General features: G+C 37.8%; 21 protein-coding genes. 16 read left to right on the top strand and 5 right to left on the bottom strand.

What is annotated here, in order from left to right; all coding sequences use genetic code 11:
• Window positions 1-537 carry a folate family ECF transporter S component gene (locus PYW34_RS09855; RefSeq protein WP_002289509.1) on the top strand — a complete coding sequence of 179 codons (537 nt, stop codon included), beginning with the start codon at window positions 1-3 and terminating at the stop codon, window positions 535-537.
• A gap of 39 nt (window positions 538-576) precedes the next feature.
• Here PYW34_RS09855 and PYW34_RS09850 read toward each other — a convergent pair whose 3' ends face one another.
• The 3 genes from PYW34_RS09850 to PYW34_RS09840 form a co-directional block, all read right to left on the bottom strand.
• The gene (locus PYW34_RS09850; protein WP_002289511.1) at window positions 577-2,340 is read right to left on the bottom strand and encodes an ABC transporter ATP-binding protein; all 1,764 of its coding nucleotides are present in this window, start codon (window positions 2,338-2,340) and stop codon (window positions 577-579) included.
• Window positions 2,341-2,342: 2 nt separating this feature from the next.
• On the bottom strand, window positions 2,343-4,058 hold the full coding sequence (locus PYW34_RS09845; RefSeq protein ID WP_002294013.1) for an ABC transporter ATP-binding protein: 1,716 nt from the start codon (window positions 4,056-4,058) through the stop codon (window positions 2,343-2,345).
• Window positions 4,059-4,836: 778 nt separating this feature from the next.
• Complete coding sequence (locus PYW34_RS09840; protein WP_002294014.1) at window positions 4,837-5,061, bottom strand: hypothetical protein; 225 nt, start codon at window positions 5,059-5,061, stop codon at window positions 4,837-4,839.
• Between the two features lie 190 nt (window positions 5,062-5,251).
• On the opposite strand from PYW34_RS09840, the gene PYW34_RS09835 reads away from it, so the two are divergent.
• The 15 genes from PYW34_RS09835 to PYW34_RS09765 all read left to right on the top strand — a co-directional run bounded on the left by PYW34_RS09835 (window position 5,252) and on the right by PYW34_RS09765 (window position 22,405).
• The gene (locus PYW34_RS09835; RefSeq protein ID WP_016925852.1) at window positions 5,252-8,029 is read left to right on the top strand and encodes a sigma 54-interacting transcriptional regulator; all 2,778 of its coding nucleotides are present in this window, start codon (window positions 5,252-5,254) and stop codon (window positions 8,027-8,029) included.
• 80 nt (window positions 8,030-8,109) lie between these two features.
• Entirely contained in the window at window positions 8,110-8,529 is a 420-nt protein-coding gene (locus PYW34_RS09830; RefSeq protein WP_002294017.1) for a PTS sugar transporter subunit IIA, read from the top strand.
• 11 nt (window positions 8,530-8,540) lie between these two features.
• On the top strand, window positions 8,541-9,011 hold the full coding sequence (locus tag PYW34_RS09825; RefSeq protein ID WP_002287114.1) for a PTS sugar transporter subunit IIB: 471 nt from the start codon (window positions 8,541-8,543) through the stop codon (window positions 9,009-9,011).
• 16 nt (window positions 9,012-9,027) lie between these two features.
• A complete protein-coding gene (locus PYW34_RS09820) occupies window positions 9,028-9,807 on the top strand; it encodes a PTS mannose/fructose/sorbose/N-acetylgalactosamine transporter subunit IIC (protein ID WP_002287115.1) in 780 nt (259 codons plus the stop codon).
• Complete coding sequence (locus tag PYW34_RS09815) at window positions 9,794-10,615, top strand: PTS system mannose/fructose/sorbose family transporter subunit IID (RefSeq protein WP_002287116.1); 822 nt, start codon at window positions 9,794-9,796, stop codon at window positions 10,613-10,615. The genes PYW34_RS09820 and PYW34_RS09815 overlap by 14 nt, the downstream gene beginning before the upstream one ends.
• 16 nt (window positions 10,616-10,631) lie before the next feature.
• Window positions 10,632-11,681: an SIS domain-containing protein gene (locus tag PYW34_RS09810; RefSeq protein ID WP_002324182.1), complete on the top strand. Its 1,050-nt coding sequence runs from the start codon at window positions 10,632-10,634 to the stop codon at window positions 11,679-11,681.
• 12 nt (window positions 11,682-11,693) lie between these two features.
• The gene (locus PYW34_RS09805) at window positions 11,694-12,698 is read left to right on the top strand and encodes an SIS domain-containing protein (protein ID WP_002287119.1); all 1,005 of its coding nucleotides are present in this window, start codon (window positions 11,694-11,696) and stop codon (window positions 12,696-12,698) included.
• Window positions 12,699-13,330: 632 nt separating this feature from the next.
• Window positions 13,331-14,350 (top strand): NAD(P)H-dependent glycerol-3-phosphate dehydrogenase, encoded by a 1,020-nt coding sequence (locus tag PYW34_RS09800; RefSeq protein ID WP_002287121.1) that lies wholly within the window; start codon window positions 13,331-13,333, stop codon window positions 14,348-14,350.
• A gap of 42 nt (window positions 14,351-14,392) precedes the next feature.
• Window positions 14,393-15,274, top strand: a complete 882-nt coding sequence (gene galU, locus PYW34_RS09795; protein WP_002287122.1) for a UTP--glucose-1-phosphate uridylyltransferase GalU — start codon at window positions 14,393-14,395, stop codon at window positions 15,272-15,274.
• Between the two features lie 373 nt (window positions 15,275-15,647).
• Window positions 15,648-16,601 (top strand): IS30 family transposase, encoded by a 954-nt coding sequence (locus PYW34_RS09790; RefSeq protein ID WP_000222572.1) that lies wholly within the window; start codon window positions 15,648-15,650, stop codon window positions 16,599-16,601.
• 39 nt (window positions 16,602-16,640) lie between these two features.
• Window positions 16,641-17,018, top strand: a complete 378-nt coding sequence (locus tag PYW34_RS09785; RefSeq protein ID WP_002294021.1) for a hypothetical protein — start codon at window positions 16,641-16,643, stop codon at window positions 17,016-17,018.
• A gap of 605 nt (window positions 17,019-17,623) precedes the next feature.
• The gene (locus PYW34_RS09780; RefSeq protein ID WP_002287124.1) at window positions 17,624-18,238 is read left to right on the top strand and encodes an SIS domain-containing protein; all 615 of its coding nucleotides are present in this window, start codon (window positions 17,624-17,626) and stop codon (window positions 18,236-18,238) included.
• 772 nt (window positions 18,239-19,010) lie between these two features.
• Window positions 19,011-20,750 carry a putative basic amino acid antiporter YfcC gene (yfcC, locus tag PYW34_RS09775; RefSeq protein ID WP_002294022.1) on the top strand — a complete coding sequence of 580 codons (1,740 nt, stop codon included), beginning with the start codon at window positions 19,011-19,013 and terminating at the stop codon, window positions 20,748-20,750.
• Between the two features lie 156 nt (window positions 20,751-20,906).
• Complete coding sequence (gene iadA / locus PYW34_RS09770; RefSeq protein WP_002287126.1) at window positions 20,907-22,091, top strand: beta-aspartyl-peptidase; 1,185 nt, start codon at window positions 20,907-20,909, stop codon at window positions 22,089-22,091.
• A 110-nt stretch (window positions 22,092-22,201) separates the two neighbouring features.
• Window positions 22,202-22,405, top strand: a complete 204-nt coding sequence (locus PYW34_RS09765; protein ID WP_002287127.1) for a CsbD family protein — start codon at window positions 22,202-22,204, stop codon at window positions 22,403-22,405.
• A gap of 100 nt (window positions 22,406-22,505) precedes the next feature.
• On the opposite strand, the gene PYW34_RS09760 is transcribed toward PYW34_RS09765, so the two are convergent.
• The gene (locus tag PYW34_RS09760) at window positions 22,506-23,168 is read right to left on the bottom strand and encodes an ABC transporter ATP-binding protein (protein WP_002287128.1); all 663 of its coding nucleotides are present in this window, start codon (window positions 23,166-23,168) and stop codon (window positions 22,506-22,508) included.
• 12 nt (window positions 23,169-23,180) lie between these two features.
• On the bottom strand, window positions 23,181-24,683 hold the full coding sequence (locus tag PYW34_RS09755; protein WP_002287129.1) for an ABC transporter permease: 1,503 nt from the start codon (window positions 24,681-24,683) through the stop codon (window positions 23,181-23,183).
• Between the last annotated feature and the right edge of the window lie 440 nt (window positions 24,684-25,123).

The following is a 25,123-nucleotide window of genomic DNA, read 5'->3' as shown; positions in this document are numbered from 1 at the left end:
ATGAAGAAACACCGGTTAGACGCACGTATGATTGCTATTATGGGCTTATTGATTGCATTGATGGTCACTTTGTCCCGACTGGTAGCAATCGAGACCCCATTTATTAAAATCAGTGTCACATTTATTCCACAAGTGATCATGGGCATTCTTTTTGGTCCTTTTTGGTCAGGGATAGGCGCAGTTTTAGCTGATTTAGTAGGAATGGCCCTCTTCTCGAAATCTGCATTCTTTATTGGATTTACATTGAATGCATTTATTGAAGGAGCAATCTACGGATTCTTTTTCTATCGAAAAGAGATCACTTGGAAAAATGCCATTCTGGCTACGCTTAGTGTCACGCTGATCATCAACTTATTTTTGACACCATTATGGCTTGCGTTGATGTACCATGTGCCATTGTTCAGCTGGGTCGTTTGGGCGCCCCGCCTGTTAAAAACAGTAATATGGTTACCGATTCAATCAATTGCCATTTATTACGTAGGACGTAGTATTCCTTACAAAAAAATTTTAAGAAGTTTAGCGATCCACGCTAAATAAAAAACAAGCAGTCTTCCCATCCCAGAAGACTGCTTGTTTTTATTGTGCTGTGAATTGTGCTTGATAGAGCCGTCGGTAATAACCATCTTTTTGAAGCAGCTCATCATGGGTGCCCATTTCGACAATAGCTCCCTGATCCATCACTAATATCTGGTCCGCATTTTTGATTGTGGACAGGCGATGGGCAATCACAAAACTGGTTTTTCCTTCCATCATTGCTAAGAAGGCTTGTTGGATTTTTTTCTCTGTCAATGTATCGACTGAGCTGGTAGCTTCATCTAAGATCAACATAGGGGGATTACTGATCATCGTTCGAGCAATCGTCAACAGTTGGCGTTGTCCATCTGATATCTTTAACCCTTGACCGCCAATCTTAGTATCTAATTTTTCCGGCAAACGTTCTACAAATTCATACATATAAGAGGCTTTTAGGGCATCATTGATTTCTGCGTCACTTGCTTCCGGATTCCCAAAACGAAGATTTTCTCGCAATGTACTGTCAAATAGCCAAGTATCTTGTAACACCATTCCAAAACTTTTACGTAATGTATCACGTTGGATAGAGCGGATGTCATGGTCATCGACTGTAATTGTTCCTTTTGTTGTGTCATAAAAACGCATCAGCAAATTAACAAGTGTGGATTTTCCGGCCCCTGTTTTTCCTACTATAGCAATGGTTTGACCTGGATAAGCAGTAAAATTGAAATCTTCGATCAAACGCTGCTTGGGGTCATAAGAAAAAGAAACATGATCAAAAGAGACTTTTCCTTTGATATTTTTGGGTTCCAAGGCATAGGCATCTGGCAAATCAGGCTTTTCTTCTGGCTGATCGATCAAATCAAATGCTCGTTCTAGACCAGAAAAAGCGGTTTGCAGTTGTGTCGTGATTCCAGAAAGTTCGATAAATGGTTTAGAAAACTGACTTGAGTAGATCGTAAAGCTGGAAATCACACCAACAGTGATTGACGAACCACTCTTCAATGCCAATAGGCCGCCAACTAAACCAATCGATAAATAAGCAAGGTGATCTACAAAACGAGAAGACGGGTTTGTCAAGGAAGAAGAAAATTGTGCCCGTTGTCCTTTTTCATATAGATCAGCATTTAGCAGTTCAAATTGCTGTTGACTAGCTTCTTCTTGCTGAAAAGCTTTCACGATTTTCTGGTTACCGATTCGTTCGGTCACAAAGCCCGAGATATCCCCAATAATCCTTTGCTGTCTATCGAAATTTGTTTGTGAAGCACGAGCAACGATCCAACTCACAAGGAAAATAATTGGTGTAGAACAAAGAACGACCAATGTCAGAAGTGGACTTAGACGCATCATAAAAATAAACGAAAGAATGATGATTGCCACTCCAGAAAATAATTGATTGAAGGCCGCAGAAATTGCAATGGAAATATTGTCCATATCATTTGTAAATCGACTGACGATATTTCCGTGGGAGTTTTGATCATAATAACGAAGTGGCAATCGATTCAGATGAGCAAATGCATCTTTTCTTAATTTTGCAACGGATAAGTAAGCTAACCGATTGCTTAACACTTGGATGAGCCATTGACTGACTACGTTGATTAAAACGATACCACCGAATAGAATAAGTAAATGGAACAGTCGATTGAAGCGGACCTGTCCTTCTCCAATCATTTGATCGATACTTTGACCAATTTGTAACGTCATCACAACTGTTGCAATCCCATTGATGATTCCTAGTATCACAGCTAGCCAAATGTCTTTTGCATAGGCAGTAAGGTAAGGAATGAATCGGCGGAGCGTCTGCAAGGATAATTTTTTTACTTTCATAACTATTCTTCCTCCTGTGATGCGACGATTTCCTGATATTCTGCTGATTGAGCAAGTAATTCTTCATGGGTACCCTGAGCAGCAATCTTACCTTGATCCATCACTAAGATATGATGTGCTTCTTGAATAGAGCGGACACGTTGGGAGATAATAATCACTGTACTGCCAAGATAAGTCTGTAGCGCCTTACGCAAATCCAAGTCTGTTTGATAATCCAACGCACTTAAAGAGTCATCTAAAATCAGTAATGCTGGCTTGGCAATCAAAGCTCTTGCAATCGTCAGTCGCTGTTTTTGTCCGCCAGAGAAATTTTTCCCATTTTCCATGACTTTTGTATCTAAACCATTTGGAAGCTGACGGACAAATTCTTCTGCCTGAGCGATTTTCAGAGCTTCCCAACATTCTTTTTCTGTGGCGTCTTTCTTACCCCATTGAAGGTTTTCACGAATAGTCCCGGTAAATAGTACAGAAGTTTGGGGAACAAGAGCAATTTGCTGACGGAGATGATCCAGCTGCCAAGAACGAACATCCATTCCGTCCATTATAACTGTACCGGAACTGACATCATAGAAACGCGGAATCAATTGTGTCAAAGTCGTTTTCCCGCTTCCGGTTGGACCAATGATTCCAAGGACTGTATTTCGCTTCAGCTGAAATGTAATATTTTGGAGAGAAAGACCAGAATCAGGAGTATAACGGAAGTCAACATGGTCAAAAGCGATAATTGCTTCAGAAGAAAAATCGGGAGTAGTACTGACCTCAGCTTCAAGAATCGAATTTTCTGTGTCTAGCACCTCTTTCACCCGATTTCCTGAAGCTTCGGCACGTGTGAAGATCACGACGAGGTTTGAAACAACGATCAGTGCCAAAAGCATTTGATTCATATAATTGATCAAAGCAAGAACTTGTCCTTGTTGCAAGCTACCAATATTTACTTTGATCCCGCCAACTGTCAGCAAACAGATGATCCCGACATTCATGATCAAGGTTGTAGCAGGTGATAATAGGGCAGAGATATTGGAAACACGTAAATAATTGTTCGCTAGATCATTTGTGCTTTTATCGAACTTCTCTGTTTCTTTTTTTGTCTGCGCAAATGCGCGGATGACACGAACACCGCTAAGATTCTGACTAACGTGTTCATTGAGCTGATCTAGTTTTTCTTGCACTTTTTGGTAGAGAGGAACGGTTTTTTTGATGATAAAAAATAAAATGATTGAGAAAATAGGCAATAATGCTAAGAAAAACAGACCTACTTCCCAGTCGATCACAAAAGCCATGACCACTGACCCGATACTTAAAAACGGTGCTCTGATCAATAAACGAATGACCATTGCTAAAGCTAGCTGAAGCTGATTGATGTCGTTTGTCATTCGGGTGATCAAGGTATCTGTTCCAAAATGATTCAACTCGTTGTGAGAGAAAGTATTGATTTTTTTGATTAGCTGATTACGTAACTCTGTACCAAATCCTTGTGAAGCTACTGAAGCATAGTATTGGCAAATGATAGCACAAATCAGACCAATCACAGACATAGCGACCATCCATAAGCCCATTTCAATGATTTTTCCTCGGTCATTCATTTTTAGTCCATTATCGATCAAGGAAGCCATCATTAAAGGCAGGACAAGTTCGAAGACAGCTTCAAGAAATTTGAAGAACGGGCCCAAAATGATTTGCTTACGATAGTCTTTTGCATAACGTAATAACTGAATCATATGATTCCTCCTATTATTTATTTGTCCACAATTGAAAAAACAAGTACTACCACATTGTAGCTTAGGAAATTTAGAATGAAAAGAGAACAAGCCTTTTCATAAATGAAAGTTTTATTATGAAGAAGCTTTAGAAATTGAATAGACTATTTTTTTTAAAAAAAAGAAAATGAGAAAACATGCCAGTCTCTTCATTCATAGGAACGTCTATTTTACTTAATTTTTCTATAAATGAATTCTGCATAAAAAATATATCAAGTAAATGTTTATAGATGAAACTCTATTTACTTCTTTTTTAATTTGTTCTTGCAATCTTTTTTGCTACGTAATTTTTGTAAAAAAGTGGGTTGAGAGAAATCTAATTGATTTTCAAAGAAGGAGTATGAAAATGAGAAAAATATTTATTCGTTTATTGTGGGTACTATCTTAGAGGAATAAATAATAGTGGAGAAAACTATGGTTTGGCGCAGATTCTATCAGGTTTGATGGAACGAAGACAACCTCCCGACATCAAGTCAAAAGCTACTTGAGATTTTGATCTGAAAATAAAAAAAGAAAACAAGGTAGGAACATCAATGTTTCTACCTTGTTTTCGTAATCAATGGGAAAAAACTAAGAGTGGTGTACGTAATCAATAAAAAGGATGGTGACAACAGTACCTCTTTACTCTCTGAAAGCATCATAACTCGTTTTTCCTCATTATGCCAATAAATTGTTGTTATACCACATATAAGGATTTGTAATAGCTAAAAACAGACAGGAAAGTTGAAATCTGTGAATCTTATTTTGTATGGAAGGATTTATAGAACGCAAAAATCAAGATAAAGATGAATAAAAATCCTGTTTCGGCTATATATTGCGTATCTACGCCAATAAAACGAGTTTGTTCTGTCATAGCCATATAAAGCAAAGGCAAAAATACAACTACAGCGAGATAAGATCCGATGATTTCTCGAAAAGTTTTCCAGGAAGTATGTTTCCTGTTTTTATATTTATCCGATTTCATTGAATAGTCATAGCCTCCTTATTCTTTCATATGTTGAAATTCCAGTATAAAAACTGGAAGGAACTGTACGTTTTTTAGAATAAAAATTATAAGGGATAAGTAGGCTGCTGTCTATAATAAGATATATTTTTCAATTCTTTATTAAAGATTTTATTGACAAAATGAATCCGTTTTCTATGATGGAGGAGGGGTGAATAAGTTGTTGAAGAAGGAAATTTTATGTTACTTAGAGAACCAGACAGCCTTTTTCGATTTAGAACATATGAACGAGGTCTTTACAGCACAAAGGTTAGCTGATCATTTTGGGGTAAAAAGAAACACAGTCAGTCATTATTTGAACCAGTTAAATGATGAGCAACTACTAGTCAAAATCAATTCTCGACCAGTGATTTATTTCCACAAAGAAGCTTTTGAAAAACAATTTTTTAAGTTACGCACGAATTTTTATTTTTCTATCGATGATCTCAAAGAGGAACAGCCTTTTTTCGCGCAACCAAAAGACTTATTCTCTTTTATGATCGGATACGACGCCAGTTTGAAAGAAAGTATCGAACAAATCAAAACAGCTCTTTACTATCCAGATGGCGGATTACCACTTTTGATTACAGGCGAAAGTGGCACAGGTAAAAGTTATTTAGTTAATTTGGTCTATCAGTATTGTCTGCTTCATGATCTGCTAGAAGATTCTGCACCATTCATCACTTTTAATTGTGCACAATATGCAGATAATCCTGAACTTTTGACTAGCAATTTGTTTGGACATGTTAAGGGAGCGTACACTGGTGCAGAAGAAAATAAAAAAGGGGCTTTTGAAGCAGCAGATGGTGGGATCTTGTTTTTAGACGAGGTACATCGCTTAACACCAGAAGGTCAGGAAAAACTGTTCACCTATCTTGATCAAGGTGTGATTTATCGTATGGGAGAACCTAATTTGTCACGCCGGATCAAAACACGTCTCTTTTTTGCTACGACTGAAGAGATTACTAGTCATTTCTTAACAACTTTCATTCGAAGAATACCTATCCGAATCGAACTACCTGCACTTAATCAGCGTAGTCGTAATGAACGGCTAGAACTGATGTACTCTTTTTTTCTCGAAGAACAAAGAAAAATGGGGAGCCCTTTGTCAGTCAGTGGACCAGCTTTGTCACTTTTAATAAGTCAGAAATTATCCGGAAACATAGGAGAGCTGAAAAATATCGTCAAAGTTTCAGCAGCAAAAGCATATGCTGAACAGCGTGAACAGCCTGAAATCCATGTCACGATCCATCATTTGCAAAAAGAACTACTTGCGCAGCCTATTACTAAAAATACAGCACAGCAAGGAATCTATATTACGCAAGACCAGACCTTAGAGCAATTAATGGAGAAGCAACAGCCCGAACAGCAGCGAATCGTTAAAAGTTTTGAGCAAATCCTAATTGATTTCAAGAAAAATAACTGTCTGCTATATTCTTGCGAAGGAAAATTAAAGCAAGAAGTGATTCAATTATTTGATTTTTTGCTGTTTGAGACCAGTAGACAAGAAAAACACGAGCTGCTGGTTTATTGGACACAATCTATCCGAGAGACCTTTCGACAAATGGAAACTGCCTATCAAATCAAATTCGATGGAAACAGTGTCTATGCCTTGAGTTACTATCTCTATCAGCGAAGCACTATCAAATGGTTACCGGAAGAACATGATATTATCCAACTAATCAAAGAATTAGAACAACAAGTTTCTCAGTCTTATCCATCTAGTTATCACTATGTCCAACGAATTCTGGAATTAAGTAAGATCAAATTAGATATTGAAGACACAAGTATGGATCGGATTTTACTGACGATCTATCTAAAAAAAGCGAAATGGTCAAAAGAAAAACGACTGCCAAAAGCGATGATTGCTGCTCACGGTTATGCAACTGCTAGCAGTATGGCAAATGTAGTAAATCGTTTATTACAAGAGGATCTATTTGAATCATTTGATATGCCACTAGATGTCACACCACAGCAGATTGCTTCAGAAATCCTTGATTATTGCGAAAACAGCGATGTTTCAAATGGATTGATCATATTAGTAGACATGGGATCTCTGAAAGAAATCCATCAGTTTTTTAAAAAACAGTTATCCGTACCGCTTTTGATTTTGAATAATGTGACGACACCTTTAGCAATCACAGTAGGGGAATGCCTGCAAAAAAATGTATCATTAGAAGAGATAGCAGAAGAGACTGTTCGACAGATCCAGCCAGAATGGCGACTGCTCTATCCAGAGGAAAACAAACCCAAAGCACTCATTACTACTTGCTTCACTGGAATCGGTACGGCGGTCCACTTAAGTGAACTGCTAGAAAAAAGCTTACCTACGGCTTGTCAGTTGAAAATCATCCCATATGAATATCAGCAATTAAAAGATAAGAAAAACAGTGACCCATTATTTTCCATATACGAAGTCGTAGGAATGATTGGCACCACAGATCCTGATATCACCAATATCGACTATCTTTCATTAGAAGACCTCATCTCGGGGGAAAAGATGTCTGTACTAGCTGAATGGTTGGACACTACTATGAATGCTTCAGAGAAGGAAATATTCAATCAGCGCATCATTCGTAATTTTTCATTGGAAAAAGTACTGGATTCCGTGACTATTCTAGATACAGAGAAGGTGATGGGAGAAATCGATCATTTTATGAGAGAATTAGAGGTGCAGTTGAATCGAAGCATCAGCAATCCCAAAAAATTAGCGTTGTATGTCCATGTGAGCTGTCTCATTGAACGATTGATCCGACAAATGCCAATCGAAACCTATCAAGGATTAGAGAAATGGAAGCAGTGTCAAAAAGAAGGGTTATCTGCTATTAAATCTGCGTTTAGTGTCATTGAAGAGCATTATAGTGTCATGATCCCCAATTCTGAGATTGCCTATATCTATGATATTTTGAGTGAAGATACAGAGTTTCTCTCGATAGAAGAAGAATTTTGAACATAAGCAAGTTGTTGCCACTAATTTTGGCATGCAACTTGCTTTTTTAGTATGTGTAAGTGAAAAGAGGAGATGAAAAAGTGGATAGAGAAATTATCTTAGCTTCCCATGGAAAATTTGCTTCAGGGATATTAGATTCATTAGAGCTGATCTATGGGAAAAATCATTCTATTACTGTATTGGATTGCTATACTGATGAGAATTTTGATTTAGCGGAAACAGTAAGGCAGCTTTTTATGAGGTACAAAGATAAAGAAATCATTGTTCTGACGGATCTTTTTGGCGGAAGTGTCAACAACGAATTCTTACAATATATCAATCGGGATCATGTCTATCTCGTTGCCGGATTGAATTTGCCACTATTGATTGAGCTAGTATCTCGGTTGGACGCTGAAGTAGAGACAACTGTTTTGATCCAGCAGGTGCTAACTGATTCAAAAAAAATGATCCAGTTTTGTAACGAGCGGCTCAATCAGAAAATAGAAGAAGACGAATTTTAGGAGGAAGAAAAATGATTGTATTGACAAGAGTCGACCATCGGTTATTACACGGACAAGTAGCTTTTTCATGGACACAAACAATAGGCGCAGACTGTATTTTGATTGCTAATGATGATGTACCTACGAATGAGATACGAAAGACAACGATCAAATTAGCCAAGCCACAAGGAGTCAAACTAGTGATCAAATCAATTGATGACTCGATTGCCGCGTTGAAAAGCGGGGTGACAGATAAATATAAGTTATTCATCGTAGTGGAATCGATCGAGGATGCATATAAGCTGGCAGAAGCGTATCCAGAAATCAAAACCATCAACTTAGGAGGGATCAAGGCAAAACCTGGTACTCGCAGCATCGGAAAAGCGGTAAATATTTTACCAGAAGAGGAGGAACGCTTGAAACGATTAATTGACAAACAAATAGAAGTAGAAATCCGTCAAGTACCAGCAGATAAAAAAGTGGATGTAAGAGAAGTTTTGTAAGAAAGGAAGAACCTCAATGATTGTACAAGCAGTCTTATTAGGAATTGTTGCATTTGTCGCACAATCAGAATATGCACTAGGGACATCGTTGCTTTCTCGTCCGATTGTGACGGGGCTGTTTACAGGAATCGTGTTAGGTGATGTAAAAACTGGGATCATTATGGGCGCAACTTTAGAGTTAGCATTTATCGGATCGTTCTCAGTAGGTGCTTCGATTCCACCTGATGTTGTGACCGGTGGGATTTTAGGGACGGCTTTTGCTATTACAGCTGGAGCCGGTACAGAAACCGCGCTTTTACTAGGTTTGCCGATTGCTACGTTGACATTGATATTGAAAAATATTTACTTAGGGCTTTTGATTCCAATTATGAACCATAAAGCAGACAATTATGCAGAAGAAGGAAATTATAAAGGAGTCGAGCATATGCACTTGCTTGCCGGTATCGGTCTTTCCTTGATGCTTGGTGTTGTGGTAATGGTTTCTTATATGGTGGGAAGCAATACGATCGGAAATCTATTAAATATGATTCCTGACTTCGTTCAAAAGGGGTTGTCAGTAGCTACAGGGTTGATTCCAGCTCTTGGTTTTGCGATGCTTGCTCGTTTGCTGATCAACAAACAAGTTGCACCATATTTTTTCTTAGGTTTTGCTATAGCTTCTTACTTAGAGATTCCTGTGACCGGAGTAGCTATTTTTGGTGCGATTTTAGCAGTTGTGGTAGTCAATATTATGAATGTCCGTCAACTACCACTTCAAACAACTGCAGGGGAGGTAGAAGAAGATGAAGAATTCTGAGATCAAAAACAGCAAAATAACGAAAAAAGAGCTAAATCACGTATTTTGGCGTTCTTTTCAAATGGAGTTTTCTTGGAATTATGAACGTCAGATGAATATGGCTTATGTTTATGCAATGATTCCGATTTTGAAAAAGTTATATCAGTCGAAAGAAGAAATGGCAGCAGCTTTGAAACGGCATCTAGAGTTTTTTAACACGACCCCACATATCGTTACACTGATTTTAGGAATCACGGCTGCAATGGAGGAAGAAAATAAGGATGATCCTGAATTTGATGTGACTGCGATCGATAGTATCAAAACATCTTTGATGGGACCTCTTGCAGGGTTAGGAGATTCTTTCTTTTGGGGAACTTTGCGATTGATTGCCACAGGTGTGGGTACCTCTTTAGCCATGCAAGGAAATATTTTAGGCCCTATCTTGTTCATTTTGATTTTCAATATTCCGCACATTCTGTTTCGCTATCTAGCAACAGGTTGGGGATATCGCTTAGGAACGGGTTTTTTGAAAAAGATCCAGGCAAACGGTATGATGGAAAGTTTGACATTAGGCGCGTCTATTATTGGACTGATGGTCGTTGGAGCAATGACTGCCACGATGATCACCATCAATATTCCTTTAAAAATCGGTTCAGGAGAAAATGCTGTGACTGTTCAAAGTATTTTTGATGATATCGTTCCAAATATCTTATGTCTTGGAGCATTTGGCATAGTGTTTTATCTATTGAAGAAAGAAGTGAAACCATTAACGATCTTGATCGGACTAGCTTTCTTTGGAATTTTTGGTTCGTGGATAGGGATTTTTTAAAAAAGGAGCAGAGAAAATGTTTACGATGCAAGATTATATCTATGAAGAAAAGGAAGTACTAAGTACGATCTTGAAAAAGAATGATTTTTCGACAAGAGAACATATGAAAAAAACAGTGAATTTACTGATCTTAGCAACGGGTTCATCTTATAACGCTTGTTTAGCAGCGAAGCCAGCATTGGAATCTTATGGTGATCTTACTGTCGATATTCAAGAACCTTTTTATTTTTTCCATTATGGAAAACTTTCTCCTTCAATCGATACTGTGATTGCTGTGTCACAAAGCGGGAAAAGTGCTTCTACTGTTGAAGCAGTAAAAATGATACAAAAACAAGGGTTACCTGTTGTTGCTATCACAAATGACGTGCAAAGTCCACTTGCTTTAGAAGCTGCACAAATTATTGATTTAGGTGCCGGGGTAGAATCAGTAGGCTTCGTTACAAAAGGCTATTCTGCGACTGTTTTACAGTTACTACTCTTAGGGATAGGAATTGGAATAAGTAAAAATAAAATCAGCAAAAAAATAGAACAAGACTACATGCAACAGTTGCGCAAAATAATCAACCATTTACCAGCGATTATTCAAAAAACGGAAGAATTTTTTGATGGATATCAAAGTTTATTTCGTTTAGCACAGCGTTTCGTCACCATTGGATATGGTCCAAACTGGGGAACAGCTAAAGAAGCAGAGACGAAATTGACTGAAACAATCCGCGTTCCGTCACAAGGATTTGAGTTAGAAGCTTATATGCACGGCCCATACCTGGAGGCAGATGCTTCGCATTTGCTATTCTTTATTGAAGGGGAAAGTGTAAATAAGGAACGTTCGCAAAAGTTGCAAAGATATATGAGTCGGTACGTTGGAGAGACTCTCACCATTACCACAAAAAAAGCAAGAAACGAGAAAACACTTGGATTAGCAATAGAATGTGATGAATATCTGTCTGTATTAGCGCTTGTCGTTCCGTTTCAACTATTCGCTTATAAAACCGCAGTAGCTAAAGGTATTGACTTGAACAAAAAGATTTTTGAAGACTTTGATACAGTCTTGAAAAGTAAATTATAAGAGGTGGAAATCATGCTGAAATTCAATGAAGAAGAACAAATCAAAGCAATAAAAGGCGCACTAGCTTTACGTCCGCAAGTAGAAGAAATCATCGATAAACTTTATGCGGAAAAATTTGACGCTGTCTATTATCTAGGAATCGGTGGAACGTATGCTTCCTCGATGCAAGCTGTCACTTATATGAATGGGAAAAGCAACTTGCCTGTCTTTGTACAGCATGCTGCAGAATATTACACTACTGGAAACAAAAGATTAACAAAAGATTCTATCGTTATTTTGTCCTCTGTTACCGGTACAACTCAAGAAGTAGTGAAAGCAGTAGAACAAATTAAGAAAGTAGGAGCGACACTGATTGGATTTATCGATAAAGCGAACAGTAAGTTGTCTCAGCTATGCGATTTTGTGGTCACTTATCCAGCTCCTGGAACAGAACAAATCAAATTTTTTATGGCAGCAGATCGATTGATGTATTTGAATGGAGAATTCGAAGCTTATTCAGAATACTATGAACAGCTCGAACGTTATTTACCAACAGGGTTAGTGGAAGCAGAGAAAAAAGCAGATGCATTTGGCTTATCATTTGCAGAAAAACATCGACGTGATAGTATGCATTATTTTATTGGAGCAGGGAATCAATGGGGAGCTGTTTATTCATATGCCATGTGTTACTGGGAAGAACAAAGCTGGCTTCCATCGAAATCTATCCATGCTGCCGAGTTTCTTCACGGGACGTTAGAGATCGTAGAAGAAACAACCCCAGTCACATTATTTTTAGGCGAAGATGAACAGAGAGTGTTATCTGAACGTGTGGCTAAACTTTTGCCAAAAATTTGCAGCAATTATACATTGATAGACACAAAAGACTATCCAGTAGAAGGTATCAGTGAAAAATATCGCGGACGTGTTTTGTCTTTCTTATTGATGCATGTAGTGACACAACGCATCGATGCTCATGTGGAGCAGTTGAACTGCCATCCATTAGAGATACGCCGCTACTATCGTCAGTTTGATTATTAGGATAGACTGGATAAAAAGAATATAAAAAATAAAGAGAGCAGCGATAACTGCTCCCTTTATTTTTTTAAAATATTGGCATCAATTACGTTATAAAACACATTTTTTGCATTATCTACAGTTCAACTTATAATCTGTTTAATGGGACATGTGGGTGCCAACCATTTTTTGTTATGCAATAGTACTATTTAGTTGTTGCATGGATCCGTAGTAAAAGTCCAAGTACAACGAGTTGCGCCAGTTTACATAGCGTTTTGTATCCAGAATGTTGACTAAAACAAAAGTTCCTATGTCAACCGTCAACAGAGACAATCTGTCCGTTGCAGGACCTGACAGATTTAGAAATGTTCAATCTGTCTCTTATGTATTTTAAATCAATACTCACTAGGAGAAGTTTCCTAACCTCCTAATAGTAATGCTGGTAGTAACATTGTCAAAACTGCTTCCTCTTAGGAACAAGCAAAGCATAACGAGTGTAAAAATAAAATGTAGACTATTGTAACATATCATTGATTATTTCAAGTAAAAACGATAAAAGAAGTAAACAAACACTTAAAAACAATGGAAATTAGTCCCAACTTTAAGAAATGTATACTATAATGGAAATTATCAATTATTTATTTGGAGGAATATCCATGAAACAAAAAATCGCAGTTCTTGGTCCTGGATCTTGGGGCACTGCTTTAGCACAAACATTGGCAGAAAACGGGCATGATGTCCGTATTTGGGGAAATGTACCTGAACAGATTGATGAAATCAATAAGTATCATACAAATCAGCATTTTTTACCTGATTTGACGATCCCAGAATCGATTATCGGATATAAAGAATTGGCAGAAGCAGTGGATAATGCAGATGCTATTTTATTTGTTGTTCCAACAAAAGCGATTCGTTCAGTCGCACAGGAACTTATTGGTAAAATGAATACTAAGCCAATCATTATACATGCAAGTAAAGGACTAGAACAAGATACGCATAAACGAATCTCAGAAGTTTTGGCTGAAGAAATTCCAGAAGAAAAAAGACAGGCAATTGTTGTATTATCTGGTCCTAGCCATGCTGAGGAAGTGGCAGTACATGATATCACAACAATTACAGCTGCAAGTATTGATCAAAAAGCAGCAGCCTATGTACAAAAACTGTTCATGAATGATTATTTCAGGATTTATACAAATAATGATGTGATTGGCGTAGAAACTGGTGCAGCACTGAAAAATATCATTGCAATTGGTGCCGGCGCTATCCATGGATTAGGATTCGGAGATGATGCAAAAGCAGCAATCATGACTCGAGGATTGGCAGAAATCAGCCGTCTTGGTGTCGCGATGGGTGCCAATCCTCTGACATTTATCGGTTTGAGTGGTGTGGGGGACTTGATCGTTACTTGTACAAGTGTTCATTCTCGCAATTGGCGTGCCGGTAACTTGTTAGGACAGGGACATAAGCTGGAAGAAGTTCTAGAAAACATGGGAATGGTCGTTGAGGGTGTGGCAACGACAAAAGCAGCAGTAGAGCTAGCTCAACAGCTAGGTGTTGAGATGCCAATTACTCAAACAATCTATAATGTTTTGTATAATGGAGAAGATATCAAAAAAGCAGCAAAAGAAATCATGTTACGTGACGGAAAAATGGAGAATGAATTTTCTCTTCGTTAAATAGATGATCAATAGTTAATCGTCGTTTAGGAGGAACAGCAAGTGAAGGTCAAAAAAGCAGTCATTCCTGCCGCTGGGCTAGGAACACGTTTTTTGCCGGCAACAAAAGCCATGGCAAAAGAAATGCTTCCAATCGTGGATAAACCAACGATCCAGTTTATTGTGGAAGAAGCATTGGATTCGGGAATCGAAGACATCTTGATCGTAACGGGAAAAGAAAAAAGACCCATTGAAGATCACTTTGATGCAAATATCGAATTGGAAAACAATTTGCGGGAAAAGGAAAAAACAGAATTACTCGCTTTAGTTGAAGAAACGACTCAAGTCAATCTTCACTTCATCCGTCAATCTCATCCAAGAGGACTGGGGGATGCCGTGCTTCAAGCAAAAGCATTTATAGGAAATGAACCGTTTGTCGTCATGCTGGGGGATGATTTGATGAAAGATGATATCCCATTGACTCAACAATTGATGATGGATTATGAAGAAACACAAGCTTCCGCTGTTGCCGTCATGCGTGTACCAGAAAATGAAACATCTAAATACGGAATTATTGATCCTAAAACAGATAGCGAAAAGGGTCGTTGCAGAGTAAAAGGGTTTGTAGAAAAACCTGAAATGGGAAAAGCACCAAGTAATTTAGCCATTATCGGACGTTATCTACTGACTCCTAAAATATTTGAGATATTAGAAACTCAAGAACCAGGAGCAGGAAACGAGATACAGCTAACGGATGCACTTCAGACTCTTAACCAGACAGAGGCGGTCTATGCGAGAGAGTTTAAAGGAAAAAGATACGACGTAGGCGATAAGTTAGGATATATGAAGACAAATATTGAATATGGACTTCAACATTCGGAAATTGGGACTTCATTAAGTGCATATATTATCCAGTTGAGTAAAAAGCTAAGAACAGAAAGTTAACTGGAAATAAGTGGCCTGCTGAGAATGAAAGGCTATTTGTTATTAAAGCGGCAGCTTGTGCGTCATTTGCGCAACTGTCGTTTTAGTTTTTTGACTCTAGATCAGTTGAGTCGTGGAAAACGAAAGATAGAAAAAGACTTTCGTGAATAGATTCAGAAAATATTCTGCTAATGGTTTAATTTTTTTTTAAGTTGTATAAAAGAAAATGATTACATAAGAGAAATGAAAGCCAAGCCAGAAGATTCATAGTAGAATAAAAAGGCGAATTTTTTAATTACGCCGTTTGTATAATTAAGCGAGACAAATAAAAAAGCCATTTATGTTACACTCAAATTGTAATACCCGCTAAAGCATACAAGGAGAGTGAACATAAATGACTTATACCCATCTTACACCAAACGAGCTTGTAATGATAGAAGCATATTTTCATCAAGAAACTCCGGTTGCTATCGTTGCGAAGCAGCTTAAACGTGGACGCCAAACAATTTACAATGTCTATAACTTTCTCAAATGTGGTGGAACAGCACTTGAATACTTTGAACAATACAAAGAAAATAAGCGACGTTGTGGGAGAACCGAAATCATTTTTCCTGCTGAGGAAAAAGAATACATTGAAAAAAGATCAACTGAAGGTTGGACCCCAGACGTCATTATTGGCCGTGCAGAGCGAACCTTCTCTTGTTCAGTAAGTACCCTCTATCGCCGGTTTAAGACGGGAGAATTCAATGTTTTACATTTACCGATGCAAGGAAAACGAAAACCAAATGGTTATAAGGAAAAACGTGGAAAACAGGCATTCAAAAGAAATATTTCTGAACGTAAAAAAGATTATGTCGTTTTCGAAGAAGAATTTGGACATTTAGAGGGTGATACGATTGTCGGCATCCACCATAAAAGTGCCGTCATCACACTCGTTGAGCGACTTTCAAAAGCCATTATCGCCTTGAAACCAGAAGGCCGTAAGGCAGTTGATATTGAAAATTCGATTAATGAATGGCTTCAATCCGTACCCAAAAATCTTTTCAAATCAATTACCTTTGATTGTGGAAAAGAATTCTCTAATTGGAAAAGTATTAGTAATACGAATGATATTGATATTTATTTCGCAGACCCAGGAACGCCTTCCCAACGGGGATTAAATGAACATTCAAACGGACTCCTCCGAAAAGATGGACTACCAAAAGAAATGGAATTCAACCAAGTCAATCAAGGATTCATCTCATCCGTTGCGTCTAAAAGAAACCATATCCCTAGAAAATCACTAAATTACCAAACACCATTAGAAGTTTTTTTGAGTTACGTAAATGGAAAGTTTTGTCTCGCTTAATTTGACAAATAATATTATAAAAAAAGGTGTGTGTTCACTATGGGAAAATTAGTCGCTGTTGCACAGTCGCTGCTTGATATACTCAAGTGGCTGATGGAAGGAAGCAATTGGATATTTGTGTTGCCACTATTGCTTATTAGTCTATTTATCATGTTTCGCATGGTCAGAAAAAAAGAAACGTTTCTGATTTTTATCTGGTATGCAGCATCCGTTGGGGTTGCTACCTTGATGGTTGAATTGGCGTTAGGTAGTTGGGAAGCTTGCGTATTTGCTTTATTTTTTGCTGTACTGTATCTAATCATTTATATCCCATATATGAAAAGAAAGTCTCGGATAGGCAGAAAAGGTAGACATACAACTACTTTTTCTAGTACAGATTCTCTCGAACAAAGTAGAAGAACGAGAAGAAGACGGTAATATTTAGTAGGTATACGCAAAAAAAGATAAAATAATGGATAAACTATTGAGATGAGAGATTTATTTAATTGGTGGAAAAAAGCTTTTTTCACTTATATAAAAGAATCTTTTTTAAAGGAATGCTTGTTGTATCGGGATAAGCCATTCCTTTTTTTATGTTATTTATATATATATAAATCATACCAATGTTTTTTTGTATTTTCGTGCTTGCACTTGGATAAGAGATTACTTACAATAAATTCAGATAGAAACAGCTGAATAAAAAAAGGCTCCCTGACCCTTAGTTGGCGCTAAGAATCAGGGAATGACCAGTCACACACATACACCCTGACCGATCATTTTGCCATAGTCAATGCAGTGCATCGACCTAATTTATTGTACCTAATCTAGGGTGAAAATTCTACCCCTATGTAGATATTTTCCATGGTCTGCACGTTGTTTTATTTGCTATGTCAAGGTATTGGGCGTATTCGTTCAATGCCTTTTTTGTGTTTGAAACAGCAAAGACCACATGTGTTACTGTCTAACTACTGTTTTTTTATGTACTTCCTTAGATTAGGCAGCTGTTTCTATTCATGTCAAGTATAGCTAGGCGGGAGAGATAAATGAGTTTATGTTATTTTGACTATTATCACCAATTGGAAGAGAAATTAAGGATAGAAGAGCCGCTGATGCTTCAAGCTGGCACTTGGATCGCGAAACAAATTAATCAAGGTGGTAGATTGCAGATATATGCTAGCCGCACACTAAGTGGTGTAGCATTTGAATTTTGGGATCAAACCCCGGATCTTGTACCAAGTATATTGATTGAAAATCCAGCCGGAGGTGTCTATGAAACGCTAGAAGGTGCAGGACAGGCAATTATTGATCAGCTTTCTGTCAAATCAGAAGACATTTTTCTTCTTCTTTCGAATGAAGGAAGAAACCCGGCAATCATCGAACTAGCTCAGTGGATCAAAGAAAATGGTCATCCATTAATCATTGTTACTGGATTTGATTTGTCACGAAGTATCAAATCGCAACATAGCAGTGGTTTGCGATTATTTGAATTTGCTGATTTGGTTTTGGACAACCACGCCAATTTACATGATGCAGTCTTGACTTTGCCAAATCTAGATCCAGCGATCTGCGGAACAGCCTCTCTTGCAACGATCTTTTTGCTGCAGCAAGTTTTGTATTTTACAGCAAAACAGCTAGTCCAGGACACAAGTGGAAAATAGTTATCCACATGTTGACAAAGTTCCTTAAAAAAATAATGTTCCACATAAAAATGGAGCGTTTGAAAAAAAGAAAACGATTATTAATGAGGATTAACAACGACTACTTTTTTTGTTTTAGTTATTTTAAGATGGATCATCTTTGATTTTAAGCTTGTTTTGTTTAAAGTTTGTTATTTTTATAAGTTGTTTCACAGTTATGAGAAATGAGTTATAAGAATATGTAGTGTCAGAAAAATAAAAAGTAGTGGAAAAAGAGACAAGAAAGAATCCATATGGATTCTTTCTTGTCTCTTAATACACGTTGATGAAAGAGTCTTCCCCAAAACTCTTTACAAAGTAATTATAGTACATTTGTTATCATTATTGCAATGAAGTTTACCTGATATAACAAAATTGTCCAACAGGATACCTTTTTCTAATAGAAATAAAATACACAAAAATTGAAGGATAGATAATGGATATTTATAAGTGTTTATTATTATTTTTGCAATGAAATTCAATTTTTCAATGATTGTAAAATGAAAAAAACAGGACGAGATTTTCTCTAATCTAAAAATAAAAAAAGAATTTTAAGGAAAAACAGAGAAATAAAATACTTAATATAAATGGAAAGAGAAAAAAATAATCATACATAGGAGAAAAAAAACAAAATAGAAAAAAGTGATTTTCTAATAAATTATTCATGTGGAAATGTCATTTTTACTGTATAATTCATTTGATTATCCATTTTTTATTCATCAAAATTACTGAAAAAAGAAAGGAAGAAATAAATTTGAAGAAAACAAATTCTTCAGGAAAACCGAAACGCGACTTCACTAAATTATCGACACCCCATACGTATGTCATTATTTTTGGTGTAGTCATCTTTGCATGGATACTGACTTTTGTCGTTCCAGCAGGAAAGTTCAGCACGCAAGATATTGAATACAAAGATGCAAATGGCGAAACAAGTACTCGTACTGTTTTACGTCAAGATTCCTTCCGTTATGCTTACGAGCTGGATAAGTCGTATGTGTTTGATCAATTAGAAGAACTGCAAGATCATCCAGCAGAACGTGAAAAACTGGATGTTCCGGAAAAAGGATTGGAAAAAGTCATTGCTGACGGAGAAAAAAATCTTACGCAGGAAAAACTAGATGAAATCTCCTTGACAGATGATGTGCTTTACGATCAGTACGGCGAAAATATCTATGATACTTCTAAAAAATTGCATAAAACAGCCAAAATATGGGGAACAGATGATTTTGGCGGCTTTGGTTTCTTAAATTTTGTTTTTGAAGGACTAGTATCTGGAGATAAGTATGGATCTGCTGTAGGGATCGCTGCATTGATCCTTGTTGTTGGAGGTGCTTTTGGTATTATTATGCGTACCGGAGCGATCGACGCAGGTATCTATGCGTTTATCAGTAAAACTAAGGGACTGGAGCGTTTAGCTTTACCGCTATTATTCTTTGCTTTTTCATTCGGTGGCGCTACATTCGGGATGGCAGAAGAGGTAATTCCATTCTCAATGGTGATGGTTCCATTTGTCATTGCGTTAGGATATGACTCGATCGTAGCAGTAACCGTGACTTATGTCGCATCTCAAGTCGGAAATGCGACCTCTTGGATGAGCCCGTTTAGCGTAGCGGTGGCTCAAGGGATTGCTGGAATCCCCGTGTTGTCTGGTGCGACATTCCGATTGATTATGTGGGTAGTTGTTACTGCATTAGCCGCTGGTTATATGATGATATATGCAGAAAAAATCCGTAAAAAACCAGAAAGTTCGTTGACTTACAAATCAGATGATTATTTCCGTTCTCATATCAAAAAGACATCTGATGAAAATAAAAAATTCATGCTTGGGCATAAATTGATCTTATTAGAGATGTTAGTTGTCCTTGTCTGGATCGTTTGGGGCGTGACTCAAAAAGGCTATTACATTCCAGAAATCGCTTCTCAATTCTTTGTGATGGGATTAGTTGCTGGAATCATTGCTGTTCTTTTCAAATTAGATGGAATGAAAGTCAATGACATCGCTTCTTCTTTCCAATCTGGTGCAGCTGATTTAGCTGGTACAGCAATCGTAGTAGGTATGGCCAAAGGGATTCTTCTTGTCTTGGGAGGATCTGATGCATCTGTTCCTTCAGCTTTGAATACGATTTTGCATGGGATCGGGACGGCGTTGACCGGTGTTCCAGCTGTCATTGGTGCTTGGGCGATGTACATCTTCCAAAGTTTGTTCAACTTGGTTGTTACATCAAATTCAGGACAAGCAGCTTTGACTATGCCAATCATGGCTCCACTGGCAGATTTAGTAGGTGTATCCAGACAAGTAGCAGTTCTTGCTTATCAGCTTGGTTCAGGTTTTATGGACGCTTTTACACCCGTATCAGCCAGCTTGATTGGTGTGCTAGGTGTTGCACGGATCGAATGGGCAAAATGGGCAAGATTCCAAATCAAGATGCAAGGATTCCTGTTTGTTTTAGGAACTATTTTCATCATGATTGCCATTGCAATAGGTCTGCAGTAGTACTGGAGACCTGTAAATAAAAAAGTAATCCAAACAGTAGATAAGGACTCCAAGAACCGTCATTTTACGGTAAAATCAAAGGAGTAAAGATTCTATCGTTTGGATTATTTTTTAAGATCCTATCATCAGTTATACTTAAAGAAAGAGGAAAAATGTATGAAAATCATTCGACAAATTGAAGTGTTTGCACCAGATTACTTAGGAAAAATGGATGTACTGATTGCCGGTGGGAAGATTTTGGCTGTAGAAGAACAGCTAGAAGGCGGCTACGAAGGAGTGGAAGTAGAAGAACTTTCAGGTGAGGGAAAAGTACTAACCCCGGGTTTCATTGACTGTCATTTCCATATTTTAGGTGGAGGAGGAGAAGGCGGTTATCAAAATCGAACGCCAGAAGTCACATTGAGCCAATTGACTACAGCTGGTGTAACGACAGTTGTCGGTTGTTTGGGAACAGACGGAGAAGGTAGAGATATGACTGCGTTGATCAGCAAAGCGAAAGGTCTGGAAGCAGAAGGAATCTCCACTTATGTATACGAAGGTTCGTACCGATTGCCGGTAAAAACAGTAACAGATTCTATCATCAAAGACTTTTTGACAATTGATAAAATTATCGGAATCGGAGAAATCGCAGTATCCGATCACCGTTCTTCTCAGCCAAGTTTTGAAGAGTTCGCTCGTGCAGTAGCAGATGCTCGTGTAGGAGGCATGTTATCCGGAAAAGCTGGGATCATCAATGTCCACTTAGGCGGAGGAAAAAGAAAGCTAGAGCTATTGACACGAATCGTAGAAGAAACAGAAATTCCGATCACACAATTTTTGCCTACTCATGCAAATCGCACACCAGAATTATTTGAAGCTTGCGTGGCATTTGCCAAACGTGGTGGCACGATTGACTTCACTGCTAGCGAAGATCCTGATTTTTGGGAGAAGACAGATGGTGAAGTTCGCTTCAGCAAAGCACTGAAACGATTGATCGAGGAAGATGTTTCTTTAGATAATTTCACGATGACCTCAGATGGACAAGGAAGCTTGCCTTATTTTGATGAAAACAATCATTTCCTAGGGTTAGGAGTAGGAAGTGCCAAGGCATTGCTAGTAGGGATCAAAGAAGCTGTGCAAAAAGAAAGTATCCCTTTGGAAATCGCCTTACGAGCTATAACCAGTAATCCAGCACGTATATTGAAATTGGATAAAAAAGGAAAAATCGAAATTGGTGCTGATGCAGATCTGTGTATCTTGGATAAAGAAACGCTTGATATTGATACAGTTATCGCTAAAGGAGAAATAATGGTCCAAGAAAAAGAAGTCAAAGTATGGGGGACTTTCGAAAAAAGTTTTTAATCAACAGCTCTAACTATCTTTTTTAGAAAACGAGCGTTCTGTTTGTCTGTATCTGTTGTTGATGTTACCCTGAAGGTAGATCAATAAACAAACTAAGAGGAGGAAGCACAATGGCAGATTTAAAAGGACGTTCTAAAGATATGAAAGATAAAGTAGTCGGTGAAGGAAAAGAAGCATACGGCAAAGCAACAGACGACAAGAGCAAAGAAACAGAAGGGAAAGCACAATCACTAGGTGCTGACATCAAAGAAAAAGCTCGAAATTTAGGCGACGAAGTCAAAGACAAGTTTTCTCGAAAAGACGAAAAAAAATAAAAACCACTTATTACTAATTGAATCAAGCAAATAAAAAATCCGAACCATATCTGTCTCGCAGATATGGTTCGGATTTTTTATTTGATCATTATCCTGTTTTTTAAACTTCGATTTTTTGAAATTTTTTATTTTTTAGTTCAAAGACTTCATCACAGCTTTTTGCTACTTCAATCTCATGAGTCACGATGATAATACAGCGATTTTGTTCATGGGCGATTTCTTGGAAAAGTTTGACGATATCTTGTGAAGTTGTTTCATCTAGATTTCCAGTAGGCTCATCCGCTACGATTAGTTGATGTTCACAGCAGATAGCACGAACGATAGCGACTCGCTGCTGCTGACCTCCCGAAAGTTTGGTCACCTGTTTTTTTGCTAATATTTCATCAATTCCTACACGAGCCAGTCGATCTAAAGCAACTTGTCGATAATTCTCTTGCTTGGTCTTAGTGATTTCCATTGCTGCTATGACGTTGTCTAGAGCCGATAAATAAGGAAGCAAGTTGTAAGCTTGGAAAATAATCGAGACATCATTTTTACGATAACTTCTTAACCCGATTTTGTTCAGTGAACGATCTTGATAGTATACCTTTCCTTCTTTTGGTGCATCTAGTCCAGAAATAAGCGAAAGAAAAGTCGTTTTTCCAGAACCACTTGCTCCTAAAATAGCGTACATTTTTCCAGCTTCGAAATTCAGTTCTACATCTTTATAAAGCGCATCTTGCGGATCTTGATACCAAAATCCCAATTGTTCTGTCCGTAACATCAAATTCCTCCTTTAGTTTAATAGGATTTTTCTTGGGTTTAATCTTAATATCCCTATAGAAGCTAAAAAGACAGAAAACAGACTGATTCCAAATGCTACTCCGGCTAATAGTCCCAATTGTGCAGGTTTGACATTGATTTCCAATTCGCTGACTTGATCAGAAACAGCAAATGGATTATTCGTGGTTCCTTGTTGACCATCGCGTTGACCGCCTTGTTCTTGTCTGTTACCTGGCATTTGTCCACCGCCAGGAGCTTGCTGGTTTTGTGTCGTGGTTTCTGTCTGTTGGTCAAGTAGCTGCTGTCCCACGGCATTCGCGACGACGTTTCCGCTAAGCGAAGCAACTCCTAATGCAAGAATCATACAAATAGCCACTTCGGTAAACAATTGGAGAATGATTTTACTTCTGGATTCTCCTAAAGATAGCAAGACGCCTAACTCATGCCGACGCTCCCGAATGGTAATCATAATGATCAGAGTAAGTATGATAATACCGGCTACAGCCACTAGTAAAACAACATTTTTAGAAAAACTTGCCACGTTGTTTAAAGGTTCCAACATTGACTGATACATGGAATCATTTGATTGTAAGCTAAATGTATCTGTGTCGATCAGCTTCTCAGCTTCTTTGAGAAACTCATCCATTTTATCTGGATCAGATAGAGTGTAAATAGCAGAATCTATCGTGTTATCGTCAGATGTCCCATTTAGTTCATTTGCAAAAGTGTAAGAAGTGTAAAGTGTATTCGACGGATTCATGAAGTTGAATTTCATACCCATACTGCCGCTTGTTTCGCTGGATTCATAAATTCCTTTGATCGTCATTTCATAAGTGGTATCTTCATCTTCAGTACTCGTGATTGTGAAAGTATCTCCGACTGCCAGGTCATTTGTTTCTGCTAGAGTAGAATCAATGACTACATTGTTTGTGCCTTTGTCGCTGTCATCTATTCCTTCACCATCCGTGATTTTTGCTGTTCCATCAGAAAAATTACTATTTTGTGCAGTTGCTGACACACCACTGATTTGAAAGTCTGCTTGAGTCATTTGCGGATTCCCGCCCATTCCTCCAGCAGGTTCACCGCCTGCATCAGTAGTTTCTGAACTGTCTTCACTTGAATCAGAACTAGTGATGGCAGTTATTCCATCTTTTGCCATAGCTGAGGCGGAACTTTCAAAGGAATAACTCTTTACATTATCTAATTCAGCTATTTTTTCCGCGTCCGTTAAGGAAACTGGTGTAAGAGAAAAACTGCCTGGATCTGGACGTTCTTCAGTGGTAGAACCGCTTGAAGAAGTTTGTTCCTGTTTTTTAAATGAAGCTTCTCGATTGGCACTTAAAGTCACTGTTGCTCCAACTTCTTTTTGTGCTTGATTCGCTGCTTCTTCTGCAGCGCTTCGAATCGTGAGGCCAGCTAGCACAAAAATAAGAATGGCTGTGAACACGGCAAACAATAACAATGAACGTCCCCATTTTACTTTTGTACTTTTCCATGCACGTTTCATAAAATTCATATTTTGCATCCCTCCTAGTAGATGCATTTGATAATAGACAACCTATCTTAAAGCTAGCTTAAATCTTATGCTGTTTGCACACCATCAACATGAGGTTCTGTATATATAAAAAGTCACTATAGTTATTGCAAAAAATGTGGTAAAATGAAAAAAGTATGTTTCAAACCGACGAAGAAGAAATGAAAGAGGAATAGCAAAAGAAATCCTAGATGCTACAGAGGGATTTTTACGTGCATAGTTGTTCTAACAATTGCTGATACTAGCGATTTAGTTTATTTGTTGTATAATAATGGGGAACAGCTGAATACTTATATAAGTATTCTGGCTATAGCGTTTCGCAAAAGATCCATTTTGTTAATGAAGTATATCCAAAATAAAATGCCCATCCAACTGTCAGAACGCGGATGTGCTGGTAATTTTCCTGCTGATTCTCCATAAGT

This window comes from Enterococcus faecium, assembly GCF_029023785.1.
GTDB classification, from domain to species: Bacteria; Bacillota; Bacilli; order Lactobacillales; family Enterococcaceae; genus Enterococcus_B; species Enterococcus_B faecium.
Note: the sequence above shows the minus strand (reverse complement) of the source record. Positions and strands in the feature narration are given on the sequence as shown.

Coding starts and splice junctions, on each gene's coding strand:
- PYW34_RS09855 (WP_002289509.1), top strand. CDS start 1: ATGAAGAAACACCGGTTAGACGCACGTATGATTGCTATTATGGGCTTA.
- PYW34_RS09850 (WP_002289511.1), bottom strand. CDS start 2,340: ATGAAAGTAAAAAAATTATCCTTGCAGACGCTCCGCCGATTCATTCCT.
- PYW34_RS09845 (WP_002294013.1), bottom strand. CDS start 4,058: ATGATTCAGTTATTACGTTATGCAAAAGACTATCGTAAGCAAATCATT.
- PYW34_RS09840 (WP_002294014.1), bottom strand. CDS start 5,061: ATGAAATCGGATAAATATAAAAACAGGAAACATACTTCCTGGAAAACT.
- PYW34_RS09825 (WP_002287114.1), top strand. CDS start 8,541: ATGATTGTATTGACAAGAGTCGACCATCGGTTATTACACGGACAAGTA.
- PYW34_RS09820 (WP_002287115.1), top strand. CDS start 9,028: ATGATTGTACAAGCAGTCTTATTAGGAATTGTTGCATTTGTCGCACAA.
- PYW34_RS09815 (WP_002287116.1), top strand. CDS start 9,794: ATGAAGAATTCTGAGATCAAAAACAGCAAAATAACGAAAAAAGAGCTA.
- PYW34_RS09810 (WP_002324182.1), top strand. CDS start 10,632: ATGTTTACGATGCAAGATTATATCTATGAAGAAAAGGAAGTACTAAGT.
- PYW34_RS09805 (WP_002287119.1), top strand. CDS start 11,694: ATGCTGAAATTCAATGAAGAAGAACAAATCAAAGCAATAAAAGGCGCA.
- PYW34_RS09800 (WP_002287121.1), top strand. CDS start 13,331: ATGAAACAAAAAATCGCAGTTCTTGGTCCTGGATCTTGGGGCACTGCT.
- PYW34_RS09790 (WP_000222572.1), top strand. CDS start 15,648: ATGACTTATACCCATCTTACACCAAACGAGCTTGTAATGATAGAAGCA.
- PYW34_RS09785 (WP_002294021.1), top strand. CDS start 16,641: ATGGGAAAATTAGTCGCTGTTGCACAGTCGCTGCTTGATATACTCAAG.
- PYW34_RS09780 (WP_002287124.1), top strand. CDS start 17,624: ATGAGTTTATGTTATTTTGACTATTATCACCAATTGGAAGAGAAATTA.
- iadA (WP_002287126.1), top strand. CDS start 20,907: ATGAAAATCATTCGACAAATTGAAGTGTTTGCACCAGATTACTTAGGA.
- PYW34_RS09765 (WP_002287127.1), top strand. CDS start 22,202: ATGGCAGATTTAAAAGGACGTTCTAAAGATATGAAAGATAAAGTAGTC.
- PYW34_RS09760 (WP_002287128.1), bottom strand. CDS start 23,168: ATGTTACGGACAGAACAATTGGGATTTTGGTATCAAGATCCGCAAGAT.
- PYW34_RS09755 (WP_002287129.1), bottom strand. CDS start 24,683: ATGAATTTTATGAAACGTGCATGGAAAAGTACAAAAGTAAAATGGGGA.